The sequence below is a fragment of the Porticoccus sp. W117 genome, assembly GCF_030341905.1.
Taxonomy (GTDB): domain Bacteria; phylum Pseudomonadota; class Gammaproteobacteria; order Pseudomonadales; family Porticoccaceae; genus SCSIO-12696.
Map to the genome: position 1 here is coordinate 141743 of NZ_JATAAF010000006.1, position 25217 is coordinate 166959.

The window sequence follows — 25217 nt, forward strand, 5'->3', positions numbered from 1 at the left end:
TTGTTAGCTCCATTCTTTTGCCTATCTTAGCCATGTTAGGTAACATAGCTAAGATAGGCACCTTTTCTCAGAATTGCCATTTTGGCCATTAAAAAACCCTGACCGTTTTTGCGATCAGGGTTCTATCTATACAAAATACCGAATAAAAACAGAAACTTAAAATTCAAAAATAATTACCACCACAAACACCCAGACTCGTAGGGTGGATTAGCCAAAGGCGTAATCCACCAGATTCATAGCCAACATTTTGGTGGATTACGTCGCTGCGCGACTAATCCACCCTACAGTTCTCCCGCCCTTTTATTGCGGCCAACCTTGACACAAATGTATATGATGGCAATATACAGAAATGATCGATTGGAAACAGATTACAGGCTTTGACTGGGACTCCGGGAACGAGCGAAAAAGCCTGGAAAAGCACACTGTTAACCGCTTTGAAGCTGAACAGGTGTTTTTTAACCAACCCCTGCTGGTTGTAGCTGACGAAAAACACAGCCAAAACGAGGTGCGCTACCACGCCTTGGGAAAAAGCAATGATGCCAGACTACTGCATATCACTTTTACCTTGCGCTCCGAAGACACGTTGATTCGCGTTATTTCAGCTCGCGATATGCACCGGAAAGAGAGAAAGATTTATGAGCAAAACTAAAACGACACCCAAGTTCAAGAATGAAGCAGAGGAACGCGCTTTTTGGGAAGAACACGATTCCAGCGAATACGTTGATTGGACGCAGGCCCTGTCAGTTGCGATGCCCAATTTAAAGCCTTCCACAAAAACCATTTCTCTCCGGTTGCCGGAAGGTTTATTGAACAGTATTAAAATTGAAGCCAACAAACGCGACATGCCCTATCAATCTCTTATCAAGGCTTGGCTCGCTGATGATGTAAAGCAAAGTCGTAATGTTTGATAGAAAATTACGACTTATATATTTCCCAGAGTTTATTTTAAAAAAAGAAACAATGTGAAACCTAGACATTCATTATTATTCACCGTTCTGACCACAACACCTGCGCACCTGTATTGGGAGGGTGCTCACCCCAGCTTAAAATTATCTCTTTCTTATCATTTGGCTTAGCTAATCGACCTATGCCACCAAAATCAAGGTATATATAGTGATCAAAACACCCTTCAACCATAATGTTTCCTTCTTTTGGCCTGATTTTTCTAACCTTTAAATCTGCAAACTCCTGCGGCACAACGTATTTATCATGTCCGACTTGATATCCTCCTATTGGCAGGTCATCTCTATAAGAGTATTTCTCCATATCGCTGTATAACTTGCCTAACCTTTCACTAGACAAAGACCGAGCATATGCAACCGCCTCCGAATCTTCTTGACATGAATTCACGGGCCAAATTAGTGAAAAAGCTACAACAAAAATTATAGGCACAGACACCAACGCAAGTATTACGTAAAAGATGTTCCAAGCTAACAGTTTGAAATTAATTAGTTTTGTCATGTGCTCCTTAAATAACAAAGGGACAGCTCGGGGCTATTTCTTTTTCCTTTAAGCTCCTTTCAGTTTCTAGTCAACATACCTGCCATCTGTTTCCAGAAATTCACAAAACGCCTCAATATTTTTCTTGGTTGGTTCAAACAACGCCGCCTGCTTGAGGTTGTAGCCTTGCACAATTACTAAAGAGTTTAAATAACCGATCCATACCTCCGCACTTCGCGCCACTTTTTCAGGCTGTTCTGCATGAGCGAACATCCTTGGTATTTTGCTGAGATAATCTAATGAAGCCTGATACTTTCTGTAGTTGAATTCACTCTCTGGCCTCGATAAATCACCAAACTGCCCAGCTGACTTATTCTCATCACACAGCATGACATCACCACAAGAAATATTTGAGAACAATAAGGTGACGAAAGTTAGAAACGCTCTTTTCATAGGTACAAGCTCGATATTTGTATATCATGCATACGCGTGTTGCCAAAAACATTGTTTCTTAACAAGCGCTAGCCAACTCAATATAAAGAGATTTGATGGAAGTAGCCAATTTCCTTTTAGGCACGTCTGAAGGATATCAATATTTTTACAGTATCAAGAAATACTATGAATTAATAAAAAAGCCCCGGCTGCCTTCACAGCCGGGGCTTTCGTTTTGTAAATCGAAATTTTAGCGATTAAGCCTGCTTGTAATTAAGCATAGTTGCCGTTCACAAACTCCCAATTCACCAAATTCCAGAACGCACCCATGTAAGCCGGGCGGGCGTTGCGGTAGTCGATGTAGTAGGCGTGCTCCCACAGGTCGACAGTAAGCACTGGAGTGTCGTTGCCAGTGAGCGGGGTTTCCGCGTTGCTGGTGTTGACGATGGCCAGGGAGCCGTCGGCTTTTTTCACCAACCAGGTCCAGCTGGAACCGAAGTTGTTGATGGCGCTGTTGGTAAATTCTTCTTTAAACGCGTCGAAAGAACCGAAGCTGGCGTTGATGGCGTCGGCAATGGCGCCAGTGGCTTCGCCGCCGCCGTTGGGGCTCAGACAATTCCAGTAGAAGCTGTGGTTCCAGATTTGCGCGGCGTTGTTGAACACACCACCGGAAGAGGCCTTAACGATTTCTTCCAGGGTTTTGCCTTCAAACTCGCTGCCAGGCAGCAGGCCGTTGAGCTTGTCCACGTAGGTTTTGTGGTGCTTGCCGTAGTGGTATTCCAGGGTTTCGCTAGAGATGTGCGGTTCCAGTGCGTCTTGGGCATAGGGCAGCGCGGGCAATTCTATACTCATGGCTAGTTCCTTAATAAGTAGTTTTGCTGGTGGATAAAACGTGGCTATTAAAGCGTTGCTCAGGTAAAAATTTTGTGAACAGAGGCGAAAAAAAGCCCCGTCTTGGACGAGGCTTTTCGCTAGGTGTTGCCGGGCTTACATCATTCCGCCCATGCCACCCATTCCGCCCATACCACCCATATCTGGCATGGCGGGGCCGCTTTCTTCTGGCTGATCGGCAACCATGGCTTCTGCGGTGATCATCAGGCCGGCGATGGAGCCAGCGGCCTGCAGTGCAGTGCGGGTTACTTTGGCGGGGTCGAGAATACCCTGCTCGATCATGTCTACGTATTCGCCGGTACCGGCGTTGAAGCCGAAGTTGCCTTCGCCCTGCTTGATTTTGTCGACGATAACGGAGGCTTCTTCGCCGGCGTTGTCGCAGATTTGACGCAGAGGCGCTTCCATAGCGCGACGGGCCAGACGAATACCCACGGTTTGGTCTTCGTTGTCGCCAGCCAAACCTTCGATGGCTTGAACAGCGCGCACCAGAGCAACACCGCCACCAGGTACTACGCCCTCTTCAACCGCAGCGCGGGTAGCGTGCAGAGCGTCTTCAACACGGGCCTTTTTCTCTTTCATTTCCACTTCGGTGGCTGCGCCAACCTTGATCACGGCAACACCGCCAGCCAGCTTGGCTACGCGCTCTTGCAGTTTTTCACGGTCGTAGTCGGAAGAAGTTTCTTCGATCTGGGCACGAATCTGGTTAACGCGGGCTTCGATAAAGCCATGGTCGCCAGCACCATCAACGATGGTGGTGTTCTCTTTGCTCATGGTCACGCGCTTGGCTTGACCCAGGTGTTCCAGAGTGGCGGTTTCCAGCTCCAGGCCCACTTCTTCAGAGATCACAGTACCGCCAGTCAGAACGGCGATGTCTTCCAGCATGGCTTTACGACGATCGCCGAAGCCAGGGGCTTTACAGGCAGCAACTTTCACGATGCCGCGCATGTTGTTCACAACCAGAGTGGCCAGCGCTTCGCCTTCCACGTCTTCGGCAACAATCACCAGCGGCTTGCCAGCTTTGGCAACGTTTTCCAACAGCGGCAGCAATTCGCGGATGTTGGAGACTTTTTTGTCCACCAGCAGGATGAAGGGGCTCTCCATCTCAACGCTCATGTTGTCCTGGTTGTTGATGAAGTACGGAGACAGGTAGCCGCGGTCGAACTGCATACCTTCTACGGTGTCCAGTTCGTTTTCCAGGCCAGAACCTTCTTCAACAGTGATAACGCCTTCTTTGCCAACGGTTTCCATGGCTTTGGCGATCATATCGCCCACGGAAGTGTCGCTGTTGGCGGAGATGGTGCCAACCTGAGCAATAGCGGTGGAGTCTTCACAGGGCTTGGCCAGCTTGGCCACTTCTTCCACGGCGGCGGCAACCGCTTTGTCGATGCCGCGCTTGAGGTCCATGGGGTTCATGCCCGCAGCAACGGATTTCAGGCCTTCGTTGAGGATGGACTGAGCCAGAACGGTGGAGGTGGTGGTGCCGTCGCCAGCTTCGTCAGAGGCTTTAGAGGCAACCTCTTTCACCATTTGCGCGCCCATGTTCTCGAACTTGTCAGCCAGCTCGATTTCTTTGGCCACGGATACACCGTCTTTGGTGACGGTGGGAGCGCCGAAGGATTTGTCCAGTACCACGTTGCGGCCTTTGGGGCCCAGGGTCACTTTAACGGCGTCGGCCAGTACGTTAACGCCAGCCAGCATTTTCTGGCGGGCGTCGTCAGCAAATTTCACTTCTTTAGCCATGATTACCTTTCCTTAACTTTGAATCTGTCTGTGTTAATAAACAGTCGAACCTCAGGCTTCGATAACGCCAAAGATCTCGCTTTCGTTCATGATGATCAGCTCTTCACCGTCTACAGTTACGGTGTTGCTGCCAGCGTAGGGGCCAAATACCACCTGATCGCCTACCTGTACGGATACCGCACGCACGTCACCGTTATCCAGCACCTTGCCAGCGCCTACGGCCACAACTTCACCCTGGTTGGGCTTTTCTTTGGCAGCACCTGGCAGCAGAATGCCACCGGCGGTTTTTTCTTCCTCTTCCTTGCGGCGTACTACCACGCGGTCGTGTAAGGGACGAATTTTCATCTTGGTTGTCTCCAGCTTTAGCTTTTAAAACAATCAGTTAGTTGAGTTAGTTTGTAAGTAGCGCGCGAGTCTACCCCCGCGATGTAACCCTATGTGGTGGCACCCTGAGCAAAATCAAGGGTACCGACACAAAAATTTGAGCCCCAAAACACTTGGGGCAAACAATAGATAGGGACATTTAAGTGGGTTTCAAGGGGCTTCAAGGGTTAGGGCACTTCTAAAAATAGTGATATTTTCGTGAGAGCAAGGCGGCGACGCACGGAGACCCGCAGTGTATAAGACATACATGAGGAGTCGAGTACGGCGCCAACACAGCTATCGCGGAGATAGCGCATTTTTAGATGTGCCCGTTAATCTTCGCGGCGGTAACTGCCTTCGATTACATCCGCATCGTCGCGGCGCGCAGAGCGATGCTCATAGACAGAGCCGCCAGCGCCAACGACGGTGACCAGACCAGACAGCTTGCTGAACAGCCAGCGGCGAATACCAGGAGTGAGGCCCGCAAAACCAATGGCGTCGGTGACAAACCCAGGGGTCAACAGCAGTGCACCACTGACCGCCAGCATCAACCCCTCCGCCATTTCCTGTGCGGGCATCTGGCCCTGCTGCATTTTCCAGTTGCCACGACGCAACGTATCAAAACCCTGCTTGCGCAACAGAGCAAAGCCAATGGCAGCAGTCAGAAACACCAAAGCAATGGTAGGCACTGCACCAATCACACCACCCACCTCAATCAGCAGCCACATCTCCAGGATGGGCATGATTATGAAAAGCAGAAACAGTGAGCGCATGGGGGCGTTATCCGGTAGTTGGTAGTGCTTGGGTAGTTATAAGGTGGGGGTAAGTGTGGGAGTTTCAAGGGGGGGGCTGCGGGCTACGAGCAGCGGGCTTCGGGCTGATCGAGCGGGGCCGTCAGCTGTAGTGGTCCAATGGTAGCGGACACATTGTTAAGCCTCATAAAATAGCAGTAATGAGGAAAGACAATGCCAGTGATCAAAAGACGTAAATTCAGCGACGCATTCAAAGCCGATGCAATCCAGTTGGTGCTTGAGCAGGACTATACGCCCAAAGAGGCTGCTTCCAGCTTGGGAGTTACGCCCGATATACTGCGCCGCTGGATTCGACAAGCAGAGGCTCGTAAACAAGGCAGCATAGAGACAGGGGAAGAGCCGCTGTTAGAAAGTGAACGTACAGAGCTATTAAGATTGCGTCGAGAGAATAAGCGCCTGGAAATGGAGCGTGAGATTCTAAAAAAGGCGACGGCCTTCTTCGCCAAAGAGTCGAATTGAGATACGGCTTCATTGCCCAGCAGAAGAAGGCCTACCCGGTTGCGGTTCTGTGCCGAGTGATGCAGGTCAGCCGCAGCGGTTTTTACAGCTACCTAAAGCGGCCACCTTCACCTCAAGAGGGCGGCAGTGAGCTGGAGAGGGATGTCAGGCGGGTGTTCGATGAATCTGGTCAAACCTATGGTTCACGCCGACTGCTCAAGGCTTTGAAGACTCTTGGCTATCGTATTGGCCGCTACGCTGTTCGCAGCTTAATGCGTCGACTTGGGTTGGTAGTGAGGCACAAGCTGCGTTTTCGAGTCACAACGAATAGTCGGCATGGAATGCCAGTAGCAAGCAATGTGTTAAACCGCGCATTCGACGTGAAAGAGGCTAATCGGGTGTGGGGTAGCGATATTACCTACATATGGACAGATGAAGGATGGCTTTATCTGGCAGTGGTCATTGACCTTTACTCGCGCAAAGTGGTGGGTTGGTCGATGGAGCATCGGATGGGGAGTTCTTTGGCGGTGCGAGCATTGCGATTGGCCTGCCAAACACGCCAGCCCTCACCTGGGCTGATTCACCACTCAGACCGTGGTGTGCAGTATGCCAGCCAACCTTATCAGCAAGTTTTGGATGAATGGCAAATGGTGGGCAGCATGAGCCGTAAGGGCGACTGCTGGGACAATGCTGTCGTGGAGCGATTCTTCCGGAGCCTCAAGGTAGAGCGGGTGAGCCGTGCACGGTATCGTACCCGTGCGGCCGCTAAGGCCGACATCTTGGATTACATTGTGATGTTTTATAACAGCCGCCGCTTACACAGTTATTTGGGCTACCAGAGCCCCAATGTTTATGAAGCGACAGCATTTAGAAAGGCGGCTTAGCAAAGTGTCCGTTTTTACTTGACCACTACAAGCCTGAGCGCAGCCCGAATCTCGCAGCCCGTAGCTTTTCCCGCTACCCTACCCCCATGGAATCCACTCCCCAAGAGCGCATTTACGCCGTACTTCACTCCATCCCGCCCGGCAAAGTGGTCACCTATGGTCAGGTGGCGGAACTGGCGGGTTTGCCACGGGCAGCGAGGCTGGTTGGAACGACGCTCAAGAAACTACCAACTGGTTCCACCCTGCCATGGCATCGGGTGATTAACTCCGCCGGTAAAATCAGCTTTCCCAGCGAACACCCCAATCACAAACGTCAGCGGCAATTGCTGCTGGATGAAGGGGTATTGTTTCGTGGAGATAGAGTGAAACTACGGGAATACCAATGGCGGCCTTAGGGTTTCTGAACTGCCGCCAAACTCTCTTTCTGCCGAAAATGGTAGAAAAACCATATTGCCAATACGATAGCTGGAATACCTATACCGGCGGCATATAAGAAGAAGTGGTGGTAGCCAAACCCATCAACAACTACCCCAGAAAAGCCACTGATAAATTTTCCTGGCAGGGTCATTAACGAACTGAACAGCGCATACTGAGTTGCGGTATACGCCCTATTAGTCAAACTCGACAGATAGGCAATAAACACTGCATTGGAAAAGCCGCCACTCAAATTGTCGCCACTGATCACCCAAGCCAACCATTGCATGTCTGGGCCTGTATTTGCCAACCATGCAAATGGCAGATTAGCCAGTGCTACAGCTACCGCTCCGACAATCAGGGGTTTGTATATCCCATATCTGACGACACACAAACCTCCGATAAACGAACCTGCAATCGTCATAAAGAAGCCAAACACCTTGGTAACTGTTGCAATCTCTGATTTGGTAAAACCCAAATCAAGATAAAACGGATTGGCCATAATACCCATGGTGATATCACTCAGCCTGAAAAGGCTGATAAAGAGAAGTATCCATAATGCATCCCGGCCATTTCGCTTGAAGAAATCCACAAACGGGCTAACGACAGCACCAATAAACCAGGCCTCAATTCGGCGCCAGCGGCCTGGCCGGTCGCTGTGAGTTAACCGCCGGAGTTGTTGTTCCAGTTCTTGAGTATCATCACTGATAATTCGTTTCGGCTCCCGAATACATAATACAGTTACCACCCCTACCAGCATGAACGCAGCCATAGCTATATAAGCACTTTCCCAATTCGCCCAATCAGCTATATACAACGCCCCAGCCCCAGCAACCAGAAGCGCCAAGCGGTAACCAAAAATGTAACAAGCAGACATCGCACCTTGATATTCATCAACCGCCGATTCAATGCGGAACGCGTCTATAGCAATATCCTGAGTTGCCGCAGAAAAGGCGATTAATACAGCACAAAGAGCAAACGGATACAGGGCTTGATCTGGCTGAAAAAGCACCAAACTGAGCAATCCGGCCATGATTCCCAGCTGGGCGATCAGCATCCAGCTACGGCGCTGCCCTAACGTACGTGTAAACCACGGCAAACCAATACGATCTACCACAGGAGCCCACAAAACTTTGATTGAATACGTAATGCCCACCCAACCAAAAAATCCAATAGCTGTACGGCTAACTCCCTCATCCCTCAGCCAGGCAGTTAAGGTAGAAAAAACCAGCAAGTAAGGTAAGCCCGCAGAAAACCCCAAAAACAGCATCGTTACGACCTGGGGCTTTTTATAGATGCCAAAAGCCTCACGCCAGGTTGATACGGTATGAACTTGTGCCATTTACTTGTCCATTATTTTTATTGATCGCCATCGGCGCTGCAGGCACCAATGCTATACTGCCGCCGCCTTAAGGACAAAGAACAATGCAGCCAATCATCGAAGTTCGCAATCTGATTAAACAATTCGGCAGTTTCCGGGCTGTGGACAATATCTCTTTCGATATTCCGGAAGGCGTTTGCTTTGGCCTGCTGGGCCCCAATGGAGCGGGCAAAACCACCACCATTGAAATCATCGAAGGCATTAAAAAGCCCACTTCCGGTGATATTCTTTACCAAGGCCAGACGCGAGCTGAGCAGTTCAAGCTGGATATTGGCATCCAGTTCCAGTCCACCGCATTGATGGATTTTGTCACTACCCGTGAAGTGCTAGAGCTGTTTGGCGGTTTTTACGAAAACCCGGCGCCTATCGATGAACTGGCAGAGTTGTGCCAATTGGGCGACTTCCTCGACAGCTTTGCCACCAAACTCTCCGGCGGCCAGAAGCAACGCCTGCTGCTGGCCATCGCCCTGATCAATAATCCCAAGCTGTTGTTTCTGGATGAACCCACGACCGGGCTCGACCCGCAATCCCGGCGCAATTTCTGGCAGTTGATTGAAGACATCAAGCAACAGGGCAAAACCATATTGCTGACTACCCACTATATGGACGAGGCGGAGCAGCTGTGCGACCAGTTGATTATTATCGACAGCGGCAAAATCATTGCCGAAGGCTCGCCACAACAGTTGCTAAAGCAACACTTCGGGCACAGTTATGTGTGCCTGGACAGCAGCGATATTGGCAACACGCTGGATGATTTCACAGAGACGGCCACTACGGTCAATGGCCAGATCGAACTGCAAACCCAGTCCGTTGACCAGACCATAAAGCAGCTTATGGAAAAGCAGATAAACCTGAGTTCATTGCGAGTCAGAAACCCGACACTGGACGATTTGTTTTTAAAACTAACCGGGCATCATCTGCGCAATTGATATGAAGCAAGTTTTCGCACTCTGGGCCGCCCGTAACCGGGAATACTATCGCGACAAAGCCTCGCTGTTCTGGTCGTTTATCTTTACACCGTTGCTGGTGGTGATACTGGCGCTGTCGTTTTCTGGCGATGACACCGAGGTGTTTACCATCGGCCTGTTGGGGGATGGCACTTACCCCGGTGCCGAGCGCAATTACATCGCCGCTATCAATTACAGCGACCGGGAACGAGCCCTGAAACAGATTCAGTACCAGCAAATCGCCATTCTGTTTGATCCGGCTAACCAGACCTACTGGCTCAACGAACAGTCCGCCAAAAGCCAGCTGTTAGAAGAATTGCTGGCCAGCGAACTGAACAGCTGGCAACAACAAACAACCAGCGGCCGCCAGGTGCGTTATATCGACTGGGTACTGCCCGGCATGCTGGCCATGAACATCATGTTCAGCGGGCTGTTTGGCGTGGGTTACGTAATCGTCCGCTACCGCAAAAACGGCGTACTGAAGCGACTGCAGGCAGCGCCGGTAAAAGCCTGGCAATTTCTGCTCGCACAAGGCATGTCGCGGTTGTCGATTATGCTGGTGGTCACCACCATTTTGTTTCTTGCCTGTTGGTGGCTGGTGGATTTACTGGTGGTGGGCAGCCCATGGTTGCTGCTATTGATTGCCCTGTTGGGCAATCTCAGCATTATCAGCTTGGCGTTATTATTCGCCAGCCGCAGCGCCAGCGAGGAATTCACCAACGGCCTGCTGAATGCGGTGAGCTTCCCCATGCTGTTGTTGTCTGAAGTTTGGTTTTCCCTGGATCGGGCGCCCCAGTGGTTGCAGTGGCTGGCGGAAATTTCGCCACTGACTCATATGGTGAGAGCGGCACGAACCGTGATGTTGGAAGGTGGCGACATAAGCCAGATAATGCCCAGTGTGCTGGTGCTTACCGCCATGAGCCTGGTGTTTTTAACCGCTGCCGGCTGGCTTTTTCGCTGGCACCAGGAATAAACAAAGGTAACAGGACGCGCTGCGCGCTACAGGGTACAGAATACAGGCCGCTGGTTTTTAACTGTTACCTGTAAGGGCGCAGCCCGCCCTGTAATCTGCAACCTATGTTTTAAAGAACCACCAAAAACGCAATCAGGCAGAGCCACAACACCATGGCGCGATGAAACAGGTTATGCACGGCTTCTAACTCCGCTACCTGTATATCCGCGCGGTCTACATCTGCCGACAAAGCCCCAACTACATAATGCAATAACACCTGGCCGGTCGTGCGTATGGGGCATACAACGCATTCTTTCCAATGGTGCATACAACAGCCAAAGTTGCCGACCAAAGCAAAGGTAAAGCCGAGAATGCGCACCGGCACCCATTCCATCAGCCACAGCCAGCGTTGGGCAAGGTTAAGGCTGGGGCAGTTAATGCCGTCGCTGTCGTCACATTTTTCGTCTGCCTGATCCCGGGATTGCTTACGGTTGGCCTGCAATTCGCTGAGGCGATAAAGTATTGCACCGGGAACGCCCAACAGGAAAAACCAGAAAACCACCGGAAAGCTGTGTTCGAAAAAGCGGTAAGAAAGGTTTTGTAACAGCGCTTGGTGTAACTCTTCGTCACTGTCACGCACCGGGGTGGTTTCACCATCGACCGATTCCAGTACCAGTTCCTCACCTTCCAGTTCCATGGCGTCGTGAAATACCGCCTGGCGATCTTCCTGTTCCACATGGCCTTCAATGGTCTGCAGGCTGGCAGGCAAGTTGCCCCGCCCCAGGCAATAGAGCAGCACCAGCAAGCCAAAAACCGTGGTACCTAACATGCCCAACCACTGTGCCACCAGATAGCCCAGCAGCCACATAAGTGCTGTCGGCAACAGCAGCGAAACAATAAATTTCGGCAGGGTCAGCGGCCCTTCACCCAGCTGCTTGATCCAACTGAAAAACCAGCCGTCCTGATGCAGTAAGCGCAAATCCGGAATCAACCGATGCAGGCCCAAGGCTACAAGAATTATCAAAAATTCCATCTGTTACCCCACTTGGTTCAGAAGCTCTAGCGCACTTTTGTAACGCACCCAATCAAATGCCGGCCCGGGATCAGTCTTTCGCCCCGGCGCGATATCACTGTGGCCGACAATACGCTCCGTGGTTAAGCCGGGAAAGTGCGCCATTAACTCCCGAGTAACCTCTACCAGGCACGCGTACTGTTCGTCACTGTAGGGCAACTCATCTGTGCCTTCCAGTTCTATGCCAATGGAAAAATCGTTGCAGTTTTCCCTACCCTCAAACTGCGACGCCCCCGCGTGCCAGGCGCGGGCATGTAACGGTACGAACTGGGTCACTTTGCCCTGACGGTCGATCAACAAGTGTGACGATACCTGCAAGTCCGCAATGGTGGCAAAGTACGGGTGCTCTGCGCCGTTGAGGTCATTGCAAAAAAAACGCGTCACATGGCCGCCGCCAAACTCCCCCGGCGGCAGGCTGATATTGTGAATCACCAGCAAGTCCACCGGCGTATTATCCGGCCTTTGGTTGTGATTAGGGGAAGGCACTTGCACCGCATCGCGCAGCCAACCCTCGGAGTCGATCGCAGTTGTCATCAGGGCATCTTAGCGCGGTGGCATGCAGAAAGAAATTCAGAACTTTGGTGTGACTTTTTCGGCCTTTGTAGGGCGGATTAGCTGCGAAGCGGCGTAATCCGCCAATAAAGCACACAAAATTATCTGGTGGATTACGCCTACGGCTAATCCCCCCTACAGATTCAAGGCTTAGCGCGATGGCTAGGAGAAGGAAATTTTACTGCTGACGCATGGTGTCGATCACCGCCGCCAGTGCGCGATCAAACAACGGGCTGTTATCGATAATGACCAGCTGATTATTTTTCAGCAAATGCGCCAATTGGCGACTGTTGCCAGCGGCTACTTTATGCCCTTGGCGATCCACAAAGATGTGAATATTCTGGGGGCCAGCGGCGCCGATATAGCGGGCTCGCAAACCGCCACGGGGGGTACTGAACTCCACCCAACAACCCGCCGGAATGGATTCCGCATCGTGGAGAAAATGCTCCTCAATGGTATCGCCCAGCTGTTTCATATCCGGCAGCGCATCCCCCGGCATCAGGGTTTTCTGTTCACCGGGAATTGCCGGGTAAACCTGTTCAACAGCAACAGCGTCTGCCTCTGAGTCACGGGCTGATGATTCCGTCGTCAGCAGCTTTTCCAAATCACGAACCAGATGTTCGGTCTGGTAAGGGTCGAGAGCAATCTCTGCCAATTTGCTGCGTATATTGGCAGCCAGTTCTACGCCGCTGGTTTCTTCAGCACCACCATTTCCGCCGCAGCATTCCAATACTTGCTCAAACATGGCTTTGGCCCGACGCCATTGGGCGGACTCGGCACCTTCACGCAGGTGATTTAAAAACAGCACTTTGCACCAGGCTTGCTCCGCAAAAGTCACCACAACTTTGGGCACGATGCGTCCTACCATGCCATCGTGCAGCAGTTGCTTGACGGCGTTATAGGAGTGGTGGAGTTGCGAGCTGGCTTGCTCGTCTTCCAGCAAGTGCTGCTCACGGGACAGCGCCTGGCGACGTTGTTTTTCGGTCACCGATACCAGCTCAGTCAACGCCTGGGTGAGGCGCACCGGGCTGCTGGCACAACCCAACAACTGTTGCAAAGCCTGGTCGATATGCGGGTACAGGGGGTCGTTATCGAGATCTTCTGAATCCGTAAAACCCTGCGCTGCCTGGACAATTTCATTAAACAAGCGGCGCGCCGGGTGACGCTGTTTATCAAAAAATCCGGAATCGCTGAGAGCCGCTTTGGCGATGGCAATTTGCAATTCTGCCATCTGTGCTTCCAGGGTAGGAGGGAAGCTCATATCTGCGCAAATATGGTCGAACAACCCGTCTACCAGGTGAACCAGCCCTCGTTCAGTACTGCCCAGCGACATGGGGTGGTCGCCATTGGCTAGCTGCTGCTGAATGCGTTCCAGCAGCGACGACACGCCACTTACCTCCAGCTGCCCTACCGCTTTCAGCACTTCGGCGGGTGCCGCTTCCGGCAGCTCGGGTAATTTACCATTGTTTTCTTCGTCACCCTGTTGCCAATGGCGCGCCATCACCGTATTCAGCTGGCTCACCAGGCGACCGTAATTTTTCTGTTGCTGCTGCAGGCTGTCGCGATCGAGAAAATCTCCGGGGTGACGGCCGTTTTCCACCGGCTGTTTTTGTAGCTGAGTGCGAATGGGTTGCGCCTCGGCCCCCTGGCGTTTTTCCAGGTCAGGCAGCACACCCAACTCTTGCAGCAACTGGTTACTCTGCGACAGAAAATCTCCCAGCGGAGAAACCACATGGCGCTCAAATAATTTCAGCAGTACCAGTTTGGAGCGAATACCAATATCCAGGTCGGCGGTGGCACGGAAAAACGTGTCGCACACCGTATCCGGCCCCAGCGGGTTATCTTTTAATGAAACCGACGCACCGGTCAGTGATTCCAGGCGGGTTGCCAAAACCTGCAATTGCTGGCGGTTACCTTCATCAGCCCTGGACACCATGGCATCCAAGGCAATAATTTCTTCCAATTCCTCGCCATCTGCCAACTCAAACGCCGTGTTTTTTTGTTGGCGCTGCTGACGCCGTTCCGCCGCCTCGGCATCCACCAAGCTGTCGAACGCCAACTCCAGGGAATTTTGAAAACCAGACTCAATATTCTTACGCTCGAAGCGAATCAAGCGCATGGCGTCGAAATAGAGAGTTTGCTGGCGGGAGTTGTCAGAGCGGTCGGCGAGATCAAAAAAAGTATCGTCAACCTGTTCAAAAACCGCTTTCAGGCGCGCGCCAAAATGGCGTTCTGCACGATCTCGAAGCATGCGCAAAGGCGGCGGCAAAACACCACTTTGTCGCTGTTGCAGCGTAGTTCCATTTTTAACAATGTGCAGATGCCCTTCGGCCATGGGAGCACTTTTGGATTTATTATCGGGAAAACTATAGCCATACTGGAGAAAAAATTCCAGTATTCAATGTATTAGCGTCGCTTTAGCTTCAAACTATCAAGCAATATTTTTTGTTTCTTGCAGGTTTTGCTGCAAGTTATCCAGCACGGTTTCCATAGCTTGGTCAAACAACGGCTGTTTATCCAGCACCACCAGGCGTTGCGTTTTTATCGCCCGAGCCAATTGTTGGCGGGAGCCCTGGATCACCTTTGTGCCTCGGCGATTGACAAAAATCAGGGTGCCATTTTTGCCTTCATCGTCGGCACCAACAATACCGGCAAAGCGCGCCCTGCGGGTGGTGTCTTCACCGGTTGCCAATTCTACCCAATCGCCGTTTTCCAGATTATCCACTTGTTTCAGATAACGGCTTTCCAGGTTTTTTGCGTCGCCATCACCGGGCAGTTTGCAAGGCTCACCGGGGATATTAAGCATCAACGCAGCCACTTTTTTGGCAACCAGTTTTGGATCCGGCTTGCCCTGTTCGCGGCCGGTTTCACGCAGCTCAATTAAACGTTCTATGCCTTTGGCAAGAAATTCAATCTGATAGGGGTCGATAGCGGCTTTTTCCAATTGCAGGCGAATTTCTTCCATCAGGTTTTTGCGATCCTGTTCTTTGGCAACGACAGTGTCGTCAACTTTTCCGTCCGGCTTGGCAAACGCAATGATGTTTTCCAGCAGTTGCAGTGCGTCGTTCCAGGCACCGGAAAGCTCGCCTTCTCGCAAGTGCGCCAAAAACAAGACTTTGCCCCATCCCTGCTCCACAAAAGAAGTGACAACGCCGGGAAGTTCAAACCCCAGCAAACGCTGTTCCAGATTTTGTTTAACAATGGTGTGGGAAGTGTTCAGGCGCGAGCGGCCATCTTCCTCTTCCAACATGCGATGCTCTACAGCTCTGCTGCGGCGCTGTTCGCGGCCCACAAAAGACACAAAATCGTCCAGCAATTGCGGTAACTGATCGCTCTCCACATCGGACTGGTGCAGCTGTTCCACCACTTCGTGGATTTTTTTGTACACCGGATCGTTGCTGGCTTCTTCATTCTCGCCAAAGCCCATGGAGGCCTGGGCCACTTCATTGAGCAACTGCCGAGCCGGGTGCTGTTCGCTGTCGAAAAACTCGCCATCCTGCAAAGCAATTTTGGCAATCGCCAATTCCAGGTTTTTCATGGCGCCGTTCAGGGCGGGCGACACCACTTTGTTTTCACAAGCCTGCTGAAACAGTAAATCCACCAAGGTCACCACGGTGCGATCCATCAGGTTGAGTTGCTGGGGCAGCTGTTGGCCGATGTGATCCAGCAAAGATTGTGCATCGCCGTCAGCGTTCACTCGGCTGCTGTTGTTATGCAGCTGACCAATAACTGCTAACAGATCTTCGTGGGGGGCGTAATTCTCACTTTCGGCACTGTAAAGCAACTCCGTGCCCTGCTGACTATTCTGCTGCTGGGCAATCAGAGCGCTGAGTTTGTCCAGCACACCACCGGCTTCCTGTGAACCACTGCCAGCGATTTGTTGGCTGGTGGCCGCTGTCTGTCGACGCCTTGACGTCGGACGCTTTTTGGTCTGCTCAATATTGGGCAAAACACCCAGCTCTTTAAGCAGTTGGTTGCCCTGTTGAACCAGCTCCGCCAGCTTCGACAGCACATGGCGCTCAAACAACTTCAGCAGCACCAGGCGCGAGCGAATATCCAGTTCCACTTTTTCGGTCGCCTGTTGGAAAGCGCGGCATATGGCTTCGCCACCCAGCGGGTTATTAGTGTCATTAACCTGGCAGCCGTAAAGACTGTCCAGGCGTTTGCAGAGAATCTGCAGGCCTCGCTTGCTGTGCTCCTCGGCGCGGCGCACCATGACCTCAAAGGCCACTTTTTGCTCCACCTCATCGTTTTCCATCAACTCCATGGAATCCAGGTCGGCGTCCGATTCTTCTGCGGCAGCCACCAGCAGGCTGGTGAGAGTGCTTTCGTAAAAGCCGCTGCGCACGTACTTCAAACATTCCTGCTCGATGGAATTGCGGTTCATGCGCAAAACCCGCATGGCATCGAAGTACACCGTTTGCTGCTGATTGTTCTCGGCGTTGTCCGCCAGATCAAAGAAAGTATCGTCCACCTGCTCAAACACCACTTCCAGGCGGTCGGCGATAAAATTCACCGATTTGGACGCCAGCATTTGCAAAGCGGGGTCCAATTCCGCGGGTCGCCTTTTTCTGGCGGTGTTTGATGCGCTGTCGACAACGTGCAGGTGCCTGGTCATTTTGTTCACCGATTGTGATTAACGGTTATTGAGGATGGATACCAAGGGGGCTCGATGCTGCAAAGGGTTTCCCCACGCCATAAATCTAAACCATAAGAACCAAACATAAAGTTAATTTTTAATACTTTTTTACTATTTGCGACTCCCTTCACAGGCCAGACGGCACCAATACCGCTGTAGCAGCTAGCTCAGCAGCACTGCCCTTTGCACAGCGAGGCCGCTATAATCGCGCCCTCGGTAATAACCCCCGGTAACCAACATGTCTATCACCCCCCAATTGGCAGACGATATTCGCCTGTGTGTGGAGCGCGCCCTGACAGAAGACATTGGCAGTGGCGATATCACCGCCATGCTGATTCCCTCGGAGCGCCAGGCATCGGCACGGGTCATTACCCGTGAGGCGGCCACTTTTTGCGGTCGTGCCTGGGTGGACGAGGTATATCGGCAGCTGGACCCTCAGGTAGAAATTGATTGGCTGGTGGAAGACGGCCAGCGGGTTGAGCCGGATCAAACCCTGTTTACCCTTTCCGGCAGTGCCCGCAGCCTGTTGACCGGAGAACGCGCCGCACTCAATTTTTTGCAAACTCTCTGTGGAACCGCAACCGCAGCCAGCGAGTTCGCCCACCTGATTGGCGACCGCCCGATCAAGATTCTCGATACTCGCAAAACCCTACCGGGGCTGCGCTTGGCACAAAAATACGCGGTTAAGGTTGGCGGCTGCCACAACCACCGCATCGGCTTATACGATGCCTTCCTGATTAAGGAAAACCACATCGCCGCCTGTGGTGGCATTGCCCAGGCCGTGAGCCAGGCGCGTCAGATTGCCGCGGACAAACCGGTGGAAGTGGAAGTGGAAAACCTGGACGAGCTGCAACAGGCTATAGATGCAGGCGCGGATATTGTGATGCTGGACAACTTCAGCAAAGAGATGGTCACTAAAGCGGTTGAAATGGCGGATAGGCGAGTCAAGCTGGAAGTGTCTGGCAATATCACCGCCGAAGATCTGGCAGAAGCCGCATCGGCCGGTATCGATTTTATTTCTTCCGGCGCGTTGACCAAGCATTGCCGGGCGGTGGATTTGTCGTTTCGGTTGAAAAATTGAGCACAACCTCCACAGTGCCTCCACAAACATTCAGAGTAGCTCCACCCGAACTACAGACTCCATAGGCATAGTAGCTCCGTCCACCAACGGAGAATAATTATGCGCCTCGCTATCGCCCACCGGCTGTTGGCTGCTTTGTTTTTGCTAGCGACAGCCACTATCACTCTGGCAACCACTACCCCGATCCAACCACAACACAATCCAGCACCCTATTTTTTTATAGAAAGTTTTGTGGAAGAAGGCGATTCCGGCACCGATCGCCTGCCACTAAAAGCGACTCACGCAGATATTCAGCTCAATGGTTTTATCGCCAGTGTGGTACTGACACAGGAGTATCGCAACGAAGGCAATACACCAATTAATGCCTGCTATATTTTCCCGGGTTCTACTCGAGCTGCGGTCAACGGTATGACCATGACCATAGGTGAGCGGCGTATAGTGGCCAAAATCAAGGAAAAGCAGCAGGCAAAAAAAATATTCACCGAGGCTAAAAAAGCCGGGAAATCTGCATCACTGCTGTCCCAGAAAAGACCCAATGTGTTCTCGATGGACGTAGCCAATGTGATGCCTGGAGACGTTATAAAAATTGCCCTCACTTACACTGAGATCATCACTCCGGAAGACGGCATATACGAATTTGTTCTGCCCGGCGTGGTGGGCCCCCGCTACGGTGGAGATGCTGCCCAGGCCAGTGGCGAAACCCAGTGGATAGCCAACCCTTACCTGGCCAAAGGCAAACCAGACCCGGTGCGTTATGGCATTGATGTGCAGGTTGCCTCACCCCTGCCTATCGGCGCACTCAAATCACCCAGTCACAAAATCATTACCGATTGGCAAGATGAAAAAAATGCCAGCCTGCAATTGCACGACAGCAAAAACGCTGGCAATCGCGACTTCATTTTGCGCTACCAGCTAAAAGGGGAAAAAATTCTTACCGGGCTCAGCCGTTTTGAAAGTAACGGAGAAAACTACTTTTTACTGGTTGCCCAGCCACCGCAAAAAGTGCTGCCTGAGCAAGTGCCCCCGCGGGATTATTTTTTCGTGGTGGATGTGTCGGGCTCCATGCACGGCTTTCCTCTGGACACCACCAAACAATTGATGAGCAACTTGCTGGGCACACTAAATCCCAGCGACCGGTTTAACATTCTGTTCTTCGCCGGCGGTTCCCGGCTGCTATCGCCACAGCCGTTGGCAGCTACTGCGGAAAATATTGCCCGCGCCAACGCTATGATGAACAACCAGTCCGGCGGCGGAGGCACCGATCTTTATTCCGCCATGAAAAACGCCCTGGCCATGAACAGCGACGAAAACAGCTCGCGCAATATTGTGCTGGTGAGCGATGGTTACATCAGCGCCGAACAGCGGGTTTTCTCATTAATTGACCAGAACCTGCACCGCAACAATGTATTCGCCTTTGGTATCGGCTCGTCGGTGAACCGGCATTTGATAGAAGGCGTTGCCAAAGCAGGTCGCTCAGAGGCATTTGTAGTAACCAATCGGGCCGAGGCCCTCAGCCAGGCAAAACGGTTTTTCGATTATATTTCGGCTCCGGCGCTGACCAATATTCAGCTCACAGTTAAAGGGCTGGAACTATACGATATAGAACCCGCCAGAGTTCCCGATATGCTGGCTCAACGGGCGGTGATGGTGCTGGGCAAATACCGCAACGCTCAAGCCAACGCAACCATCGGACTAAAAGGAGTCAGTGGCCAGGGTGAACACCAGTGGTCATTTGCGCTGCAGAACTCTGAAGCCGCTGACCCTACCCTGCCGCAACTGTGGGCCCGTAAGCGATTGGAACGGATGTATGTCATTCCTGAACAGGATGCCAAACAGCAGCGGGAAAACATTGTCGACATTGGCCTGAAATACTCACTGCTCACTCGCCATACCTCCTTTGTGGCGGTGGACGAAATAGTGCGCAATAAAACCGGCAGCAGCCAAAACATCAAACAACCCCTGCCGCTGCCCAAAGGCGTTAGCAACCATGCCGTGGGCCAGCCCATGCCAGAACCGGAGCTGTATCTGCTGGGCCTTATTACCCTGTTGCTGGCAATACGGATACACCGCCGCAAATTGTGTTGTACCAATGTTCACTAAACACTTTTCAGCACTGGGCTGGGGGTTATTGTGGTGGCCGCTGTCGCTGGGGCTGGCACTGCTTTTAAAGCAGCACTATAGCGCTGCCTCCATCGCCGAGCTCAACTGGATTATGCAGCCACTGGCAATATTGCTGGAGTGGTTTAGCGGTCACCATTTCTTGCAGGGAAGCAATCAAGACGGGAACCTGGAATGGTTTAGCTACAGTGCCGATGTGCGCCTGGTAAAAGGCTGTGCTGGTATTAATTTTATGATTCTGTCACTGATGGTGTATTGCTGGGTATTGCAGCCAAAGAAACCAATTCACCAGGCTGTGTTGTTGCCGGCTGCAGCCTTGGCCGCCTGGGCAACCAGTCTGTTGGCAAACAGTCTGCGTATCCTGATCGCCATGACAGCCGCTCGACAACAGTGGGACTGGTCCGCATTGGGCATTGATGACCACCAGCAACACCGGCTGATAGGTATCGCCGTTTATCTGCCACTACTGTCCGCGCAGACGATGTTGAAACAACGGCAGGGATATCTGCCGTTGATTTTGCCGGTCGTACTGTACGCTCTGTTAATGGCTGCTGTGCCATTAATTACTGGAAACGCTTTTCATCAACCGCAGCTGTTCAAACAACATTTAACCGTGATTTTACTCATAGCAGTACTGTGCGGCACGATGGTGATTTTTCACCGGTTGTTCTTAACAAGGACTATCTCTCAAACCAGCACCCAATGCTCCTCACCAAAGGCCCAGTGTCGGTCAATGGTTTTCAACGCCACGCCGTCTTTTTCCAATTTTAATAGGTGCGCCCACAGGGAGTAGCTGGCAATTTTGTGCAAGCTGCTATCCACATCGTCGTACACCACTGGCAGCAGTGTCTCAAGGCTGGATTCGCCACACTGATTAAGGGCGACAATGACTTTGCGCTCTCTTTTCAGGCGATGTTCAATCAATTTTTTGATTTCTTCATAGGGCTGACGGATCAAGCCACCGTGGGCCGGTGCGATGGTGGTTATTTCCAACGCCAGTAGCCGTCGCAGCGACGTCAGGTAATCTTTCATATCACCACTGGGGGGAATAATCACGACCGAACCACCGCCAAACAAATGATCACCGGCAAACAGCGTACCCTCCTCTGGCAACAGGTAACACACGTGATTACTCACATGGCCGGGGGTATAAATGGCCTGCAGACGAAACTCTCCACATTCCAGCCACTCGCCATCGTCAATATTGCGCTCTACTTGAAAGCTGGTGTCCTGGTGACCATCATCCACCATCACCTGGCCAATGGGCTCAGCACCGGTGGCCGCTATCAGCGCCTGAGCAGCCGGGGAGTGATCCGGGTGGGTGTGGGTCACCACCACCCATTTCAGGCGGTCGCCGCAAGTATCGAGAATATTTTGGATATGGGTATCAACAGCCGGGCCCGGATCAATCACCGCCACTTGCTTATTCCCCACCAAGTAGCAATGGGTACCTGTCGCCGTCATGGGGCCGGGGTTGGGTGCGGTGATGCGGCGAATCAGGGAAGATATGCGCGTTACTTCATTCATAATAAAAAAGGGCAGCCGATGCTGCCCTTTCGTCTCTCATCTCACGTCTGCCATTTTACGGATCAAAGCTCAACCAGCGGACTGACGTCAGCATCGTAGTCGACACCATCAAACCCAAAACCAAACAGCTTGAGGAAGTCGTCGTTGTAGCCTGCATAGTCAGACAGGTCGCGCAGGTTTTCGGTGGATACCTGAGCCCACAATTCCTTGACCTTGTCCTGAATGGAGTCGTCCAGCTCTTTCAAATCCATGCGCAGGCGGCCCACTTCATCCAGGTCGCGCTCGCCATTAGTGTAGAACTGGTCGGCGAACAAGCCGTAAATTTGTTCGATCACGCCTTCGTGGCTGCCTTGCTCTTTCATCACCTTGAACAGCAGAGAGATGTACAGCGGCATGACCGGAATCGCAGAACTGGCTTGGGTAACTACCGCTTTCAGCACCGCCACTTTGGACTCACCGCCAATGGTTTGCAGTTTGGCATCGATAGCGCTAGAAGCGCGATCCAGGTCTTCTTTCGCTTTACCGATGGTGGCCTTGCCGTAGATTGGCCAGGTGAGTTCTTTGCCGATGTAGGTGTAGGCGACGGTTTTACAGCCATCTGCCAACAAGCCGGCATCGGAAAGCGCGTCGATCCACATTTCCCAATCTTCGCCCCCCATCACCTTGACGGTGTTGGCAATTTCTTCGTCACTGGCGGGCTCAACCGTCACTTCGTCCACTACTTCAGTGTCAGTATTCAAACCTTTGGTGGTATAGCTTTGGCCAACGGGCTTCAGAGTAGAGCTGTAGGTAACGCCGGTTTTCGGGTCGGTGCGACGCGGTGACGCCAGGCTGTAGACCACCATATCCACCGGGCCCATCTCCGCTTTGAGCTTGGCGATGGTCTGTTCTTTGAGTTCGTCGGAGAAGGCATCACCATTGAGGCTCTCGGCGTACAGGCCCTGCGCTCGTGCCGCTTCGTGGAAAGCGGCGGAGTTATAGTAACCGGCGGAGGCTGTGCGTTTTTCCGTGGGCGGTTTTTCAAAGAAGATACCCAGGGTATCGGCCCCACCACCAAACGCCGCGGTGATGCGCGACGCCAAGCCATAACCGGTGGACGCACCAATCACCAACACCTTTTTGGGCGCACCTTCAATTGTGCCCTGTTGTTTGACGTATTCGATTTGTTCACGAACGCTGGCAGCACAGCCTGCCGGGTGTGCATTGGTGCAGATAAAACCGCGAATCTTGGGTTTGATGATCATTCAGCAGTCTCCAATCATTGGCTTTTGCTGCATCTGGCAGCATGGCGAAACACGAATTGTAATAGAGAGCGCCATGATACCCGCAAAGTGTTCTTTTTTCAGCAGATTCGCGAATACGGTCAAAGCTCCAGTGGCGCCCCTCAGCACTCGCCAAAATGCTCTAAGCGAGGCTAGAAATATTGCTGATGAACATTAACAAAGATGAGCCTCTGAGAGAGGCAGAGGATTGTTTCATTTTATTGCAATTCTGAAATCTTCCTGCAGGCTACTCCAGTGGTTTTTTAATCCCTCTTTGTGTGCCTCATCCATAGGCAAGTCTTTCAAAGCATCGGGCCAAAGGGAGCGGGCTTTGTCCATTGCATCGTCCAGATGTGGCTTTATCGCCCGCCAGGGAATATCTGCTCTGTCGGCCCAGGACTGAAAATTAGCCGCTGTTACCGTATACCATTCTTTGGTTCTACCCAGGTTGAGCGCATATTTTCTCTCGTCCTCAATGTAGACGCTTGTAGTTACGATGTCGTAAGCAGGTGAAAGTCGAGGCGTTATCCGATCCTGGTACAACAGGCTCCAGTTCTTGAGGTGTGCATCGCCATTGGCTAGTAGTATATTGACCAGTAACCGGCGAGCCAGTTGCTGAACATCAGTCAGACCATCGCCGGAAAACTCGTAAATTACCCTGCCAATTTGTTCGTAGTTGGCAGAGTTATATTTTTCATGCGGGTATTTCACCAGTATCTGTGCAAAGTCTTCCATGTGTATGCGTTCATTGTTCTGGCGATCAAACCGTTTGATTGCAAAAGCCTGCTTTTCATCAGGAAGGTTGATTTGTGGCAGGTTATCGAGCTTATTCAGATCAACTATTTTGATTTCTGGAATATCGACACCCACCATGGCTGCCAAGGACATGGCGGTATATTCATTGAGCGGTACGTTCTTATGTTTGGTGGATGGTGTTTTGATAATCCAGTCGCCCAAGGCGTCTCCCTTTGACAGATTGTAACGACCGTCTTTTTCCTTCATGGAAAACTTCATCTGGACGCCAGCTAATGAAAAATTATTTTTCTGATCACCTTTCTTGAATTTAACAGCCTTTGCTTTTCTTCCTTGAGCTAAAGAGCTGGTTAAAACGCTATCAGACACGTCGTCGGGCTCCATCGGGGTGGCGACTAGTGCGCCGGGCAGGTCTTCACCCAGATACGAAAAGATGTGGAACTCGTTATCTACATGGACTTTCAGTCCTTGCGCTATCAGCTCACGCAGAGAACCTTCCGGTAGCAGGTTCGACAGGATTGGATGGAGTCGTTGATTTCTCGCCCACGGCTCAGACAGAATTTTTTCTGCGCGAGGGAAATTTGGATGAGTAATCAGGCTGTATGTGGGTCGGCCAGGATCACCAGTAAATTCTTCAGCAAAGCTCAGAACATTTCGACCATTACTAAAGCCTGCCAGGTAGCCGACCAACCGGCCATGCAGAGTTAGTTGAAGGACGTTTACTTCATCGCCACTATCTGTGTTCGCTGTGCTCATTCGTCATCCCCCAGAATACCTTTCCAAGGGTCATCCCAAACATTAACAGAGTTGCGTTTTTTCTCTTCGATCGCTGAGGCTTTTCCCGGTGGAGTCTCGACGCTCTCACCCTCCAGCACCGCTTTTACCGTTTGTAGCTTTTCCTGAGGTATCAGCAGTATTTCGCTGTTCAGGCCCTTGGCTACGAGTTCTAAGGTGTCCAGCCTGGGATTACCCTTGGATTCGAGACGCTGGTATTGCTGGCGCGATATGCCAGCGCGCAGCAGCATATCGTGCTGTTTCAGTCCCAGCTTTATCCGGCGGTTTTTGAGTTGATCCAATAATGATTTCATGATGAAACACATTTGTTGCTAAAATAACAAATAGAATCATATTAATTGCTATTTTGTACGAAGGCAATAAATATATTTCTTTTTTGCAGGCCCATGAAGACCCACATTGGCGTCGATAACCAGAGCAAGCTGACTCACTTAGCTGTCGCTACCTCAGCGAATGCTCATAACTCGATGGTGATTGGTTATTTACTGCCCGAAGAGCAAACATCCGTGTGGGGTGACTCTGCGTACACTGGCAAGAAATCAGCCATCAAAGCGACAGCCCCAAAGGCCAGAGACTTTAACCAGAAGAACGGCAGTCGTCATCGGAAGCTGACAGACCAAGAAGTGCACCATCAAGTCATCCAACCGCCACCACGCGTGTTGGAACAGAACCAAGTAGACGCTACGCGCCATACTTGGCGCACCACAAAAAAGCCCCGGTAAAA

25 protein-coding genes are annotated in these 25217 nt (G+C 51.7%); 10 read left to right on the forward strand and 15 right to left on the reverse strand.

Features of this window, described 5'->3' with window-relative positions; genetic code table 11:
* The first annotated feature begins 349 nt into the window (after positions 1–349).
* Both QSV34_RS06720 and QSV34_RS06725 read left to right on the forward strand, forming a co-directional pair.
* A complete protein-coding gene (locus QSV34_RS06720) occupies positions 350–649 on the forward strand; it encodes a BrnT family toxin (RefSeq protein WP_289153102.1) in 300 nt (99 codons plus the stop codon).
* Positions 636–908, forward strand: a complete 273-nt coding sequence (locus QSV34_RS06725; RefSeq protein ID WP_289153104.1) for a BrnA antitoxin family protein — start codon at positions 636–638, stop codon at positions 906–908. The genes QSV34_RS06720 and QSV34_RS06725 overlap by 14 nt, the downstream gene beginning before the upstream one ends.
* A gap of 79 nt (positions 909–987) precedes the next feature.
* On the opposite strand, the gene QSV34_RS06730 is transcribed toward QSV34_RS06725, so the two are convergent.
* The 6 genes from QSV34_RS06730 to QSV34_RS06755 form a co-directional block, all read right to left on the reverse strand.
* Entirely contained in the window at positions 988–1461 is a 474-nt protein-coding gene (locus tag QSV34_RS06730) for a hypothetical protein (protein ID WP_289153105.1), read from the reverse strand.
* Positions 1462–1527: 66 nt separating this feature from the next.
* On the reverse strand, positions 1528–1893 hold the full coding sequence (locus QSV34_RS06735) for a hypothetical protein (RefSeq protein WP_289153108.1): 366 nt from the start codon (positions 1891–1893) through the stop codon (positions 1528–1530).
* Between the two features lie 252 nt (positions 1894–2145).
* Positions 2146–2724: a superoxide dismutase [Fe] gene (gene sodB, locus QSV34_RS06740; RefSeq protein ID WP_289153109.1), complete on the reverse strand. Its 579-nt coding sequence runs from the start codon at positions 2722–2724 to the stop codon at positions 2146–2148.
* A 135-nt stretch (positions 2725–2859) separates the two neighbouring features.
* Positions 2860–4506 (reverse strand): chaperonin GroEL, encoded by a 1647-nt coding sequence (gene groL / locus QSV34_RS06745; protein ID WP_289153151.1) that lies wholly within the window; start codon positions 4504–4506, stop codon positions 2860–2862.
* A 48-nt stretch (positions 4507–4554) separates the two neighbouring features.
* Positions 4555–4848: a co-chaperone GroES gene (locus QSV34_RS06750; RefSeq protein WP_289153111.1), complete on the reverse strand. Its 294-nt coding sequence runs from the start codon at positions 4846–4848 to the stop codon at positions 4555–4557.
* Between the two features lie 350 nt (positions 4849–5198).
* Positions 5199–5639 (reverse strand): FxsA family protein, encoded by a 441-nt coding sequence (locus QSV34_RS06755; RefSeq protein WP_289153113.1) that lies wholly within the window; start codon positions 5637–5639, stop codon positions 5199–5201.
* Positions 5640–5831: 192 nt separating this feature from the next.
* Here QSV34_RS06755 and QSV34_RS06760 point away from each other — a divergent pair.
* Both QSV34_RS06760 and QSV34_RS06765 read left to right on the forward strand, forming a co-directional pair.
* Positions 5832–7000 (forward strand): IS3 family transposase gene (locus QSV34_RS06760; RefSeq protein WP_502928994.1). Its coding sequence is split into 2 segments (ribosomal slippage): positions 5832–6105 and positions 6105–7000, totalling 1170 coding nucleotides; the frame shifts between segments, so codons are not numbered across the junction.
* Between the two features lie 86 nt (positions 7001–7086).
* Complete coding sequence (locus tag QSV34_RS06765) at positions 7087–7395, forward strand: MGMT family protein (protein WP_289153115.1); 309 nt, start codon at positions 7087–7089, stop codon at positions 7393–7395.
* Here the strand turns inward: QSV34_RS06765 and QSV34_RS06770 are convergent.
* Entirely contained in the window at positions 7392–8756 is a 1365-nt protein-coding gene (locus QSV34_RS06770) for an AmpG family muropeptide MFS transporter (RefSeq protein ID WP_353738363.1), read from the reverse strand. The two genes, QSV34_RS06765 and QSV34_RS06770, sit on opposite strands and share 4 nt — an antisense overlap.
* Positions 8757–8839: 83 nt before the next feature.
* Here QSV34_RS06770 and QSV34_RS06775 point away from each other — a divergent pair, with 83 nt between their 5' ends.
* Together QSV34_RS06775 and QSV34_RS06780 are read left to right on the forward strand one after the other, a co-directional pair.
* Positions 8840–9724, forward strand: coding sequence for an ABC transporter ATP-binding protein (locus QSV34_RS06775; protein ID WP_289153116.1), 885 nt, complete (start codon positions 8840–8842; stop codon positions 9722–9724).
* A gap of 1 nt (position 9725) precedes the next feature.
* Positions 9726–10715 (forward strand): ABC transporter permease, encoded by a 990-nt coding sequence (locus QSV34_RS06780; protein ID WP_289153118.1) that lies wholly within the window; start codon positions 9726–9728, stop codon positions 10713–10715.
* A gap of 109 nt (positions 10716–10824) precedes the next feature.
* Here QSV34_RS06780 and ampE read toward each other — a convergent pair whose 3' ends face one another.
* The 4 genes from ampE to QSV34_RS06800 form a co-directional block, all read right to left on the reverse strand.
* Positions 10825–11727: a regulatory signaling modulator protein AmpE gene (gene ampE, locus QSV34_RS06785; RefSeq protein WP_289153120.1), complete on the reverse strand. Its 903-nt coding sequence runs from the start codon at positions 11725–11727 to the stop codon at positions 10825–10827.
* A gap of 3 nt (positions 11728–11730) precedes the next feature.
* Positions 11731–12300, reverse strand: coding sequence for a 1,6-anhydro-N-acetylmuramyl-L-alanine amidase AmpD (ampD, locus tag QSV34_RS06790; protein WP_289153121.1), 570 nt, complete (start codon positions 12298–12300; stop codon positions 11731–11733).
* Positions 12301–12496: 196 nt separating this feature from the next.
* The gene (locus QSV34_RS06795; protein ID WP_289153122.1) at positions 12497–14653 is read right to left on the reverse strand and encodes a DUF1631 family protein; all 2157 of its coding nucleotides are present in this window, start codon (positions 14651–14653) and stop codon (positions 12497–12499) included.
* Positions 14654–14749: 96 nt separating this feature from the next.
* On the reverse strand, positions 14750–16936 hold the full coding sequence (locus QSV34_RS06800) for a DUF1631 family protein (RefSeq protein ID WP_289153123.1): 2187 nt from the start codon (positions 16934–16936) through the stop codon (positions 14750–14752).
* Positions 16937–17195: 259 nt separating this feature from the next.
* On the opposite strand from QSV34_RS06800, the gene nadC reads away from it, so the two are divergent.
* From nadC to xrtK, 3 genes are all read left to right on the forward strand, one after another.
* Positions 17196–18038 (forward strand): carboxylating nicotinate-nucleotide diphosphorylase, encoded by an 843-nt coding sequence (nadC, locus tag QSV34_RS06805; RefSeq protein ID WP_289153125.1) that lies wholly within the window; start codon positions 17196–17198, stop codon positions 18036–18038.
* 99 nt (positions 18039–18137) lie between these two features.
* On the forward strand, positions 18138–20138 hold the full coding sequence (locus tag QSV34_RS06810; protein WP_289153127.1) for a VIT domain-containing protein: 2001 nt from the start codon (positions 18138–18140) through the stop codon (positions 20136–20138).
* Complete coding sequence (gene xrtK / locus QSV34_RS06815) at positions 20128–20949, forward strand: exosortase K (RefSeq protein ID WP_289153129.1); 822 nt, start codon at positions 20128–20130, stop codon at positions 20947–20949. Before QSV34_RS06810 ends, xrtK begins: the two co-directional genes overlap by 11 nt.
* Here xrtK and QSV34_RS06820 read toward each other — a convergent pair.
* The 4 genes from QSV34_RS06820 to QSV34_RS06835 form a co-directional block, all read right to left on the reverse strand.
* Positions 20844–21683, reverse strand: coding sequence for an MBL fold metallo-hydrolase (locus QSV34_RS06820; RefSeq protein WP_289153130.1), 840 nt, complete (start codon positions 21681–21683; stop codon positions 20844–20846). The genes xrtK and QSV34_RS06820 overlap by 106 nt on opposite strands.
* 62 nt (positions 21684–21745) lie before the next feature.
* A complete protein-coding gene (gene fabV / locus QSV34_RS06825) occupies positions 21746–22927 on the reverse strand; it encodes an enoyl-ACP reductase FabV (RefSeq protein WP_289153131.1) in 1182 nt (393 codons plus the stop codon).
* 231 nt (positions 22928–23158) lie between these two features.
* A complete protein-coding gene (locus tag QSV34_RS06830) occupies positions 23159–24454 on the reverse strand; it encodes a type II toxin-antitoxin system HipA family toxin (protein WP_289153132.1) in 1296 nt (431 codons plus the stop codon).
* The gene (locus tag QSV34_RS06835) at positions 24451–24786 is read right to left on the reverse strand and encodes a helix-turn-helix domain-containing protein (protein ID WP_289153133.1); all 336 of its coding nucleotides are present in this window, start codon (positions 24784–24786) and stop codon (positions 24451–24453) included. The genes QSV34_RS06830 and QSV34_RS06835 overlap by 4 nt, the downstream gene beginning before the upstream one ends.
* A 93-nt stretch (positions 24787–24879) precedes the next feature.
* Between QSV34_RS06835 and QSV34_RS15185 the strand changes: the two genes are divergently transcribed.
* Positions 24880–25215 (forward strand): transposase, encoded by a 336-nt coding sequence (locus QSV34_RS15185; protein WP_353738364.1) that lies wholly within the window; start codon positions 24880–24882, stop codon positions 25213–25215.
* Positions 25216–25217 lie beyond the last annotated feature (2 nt).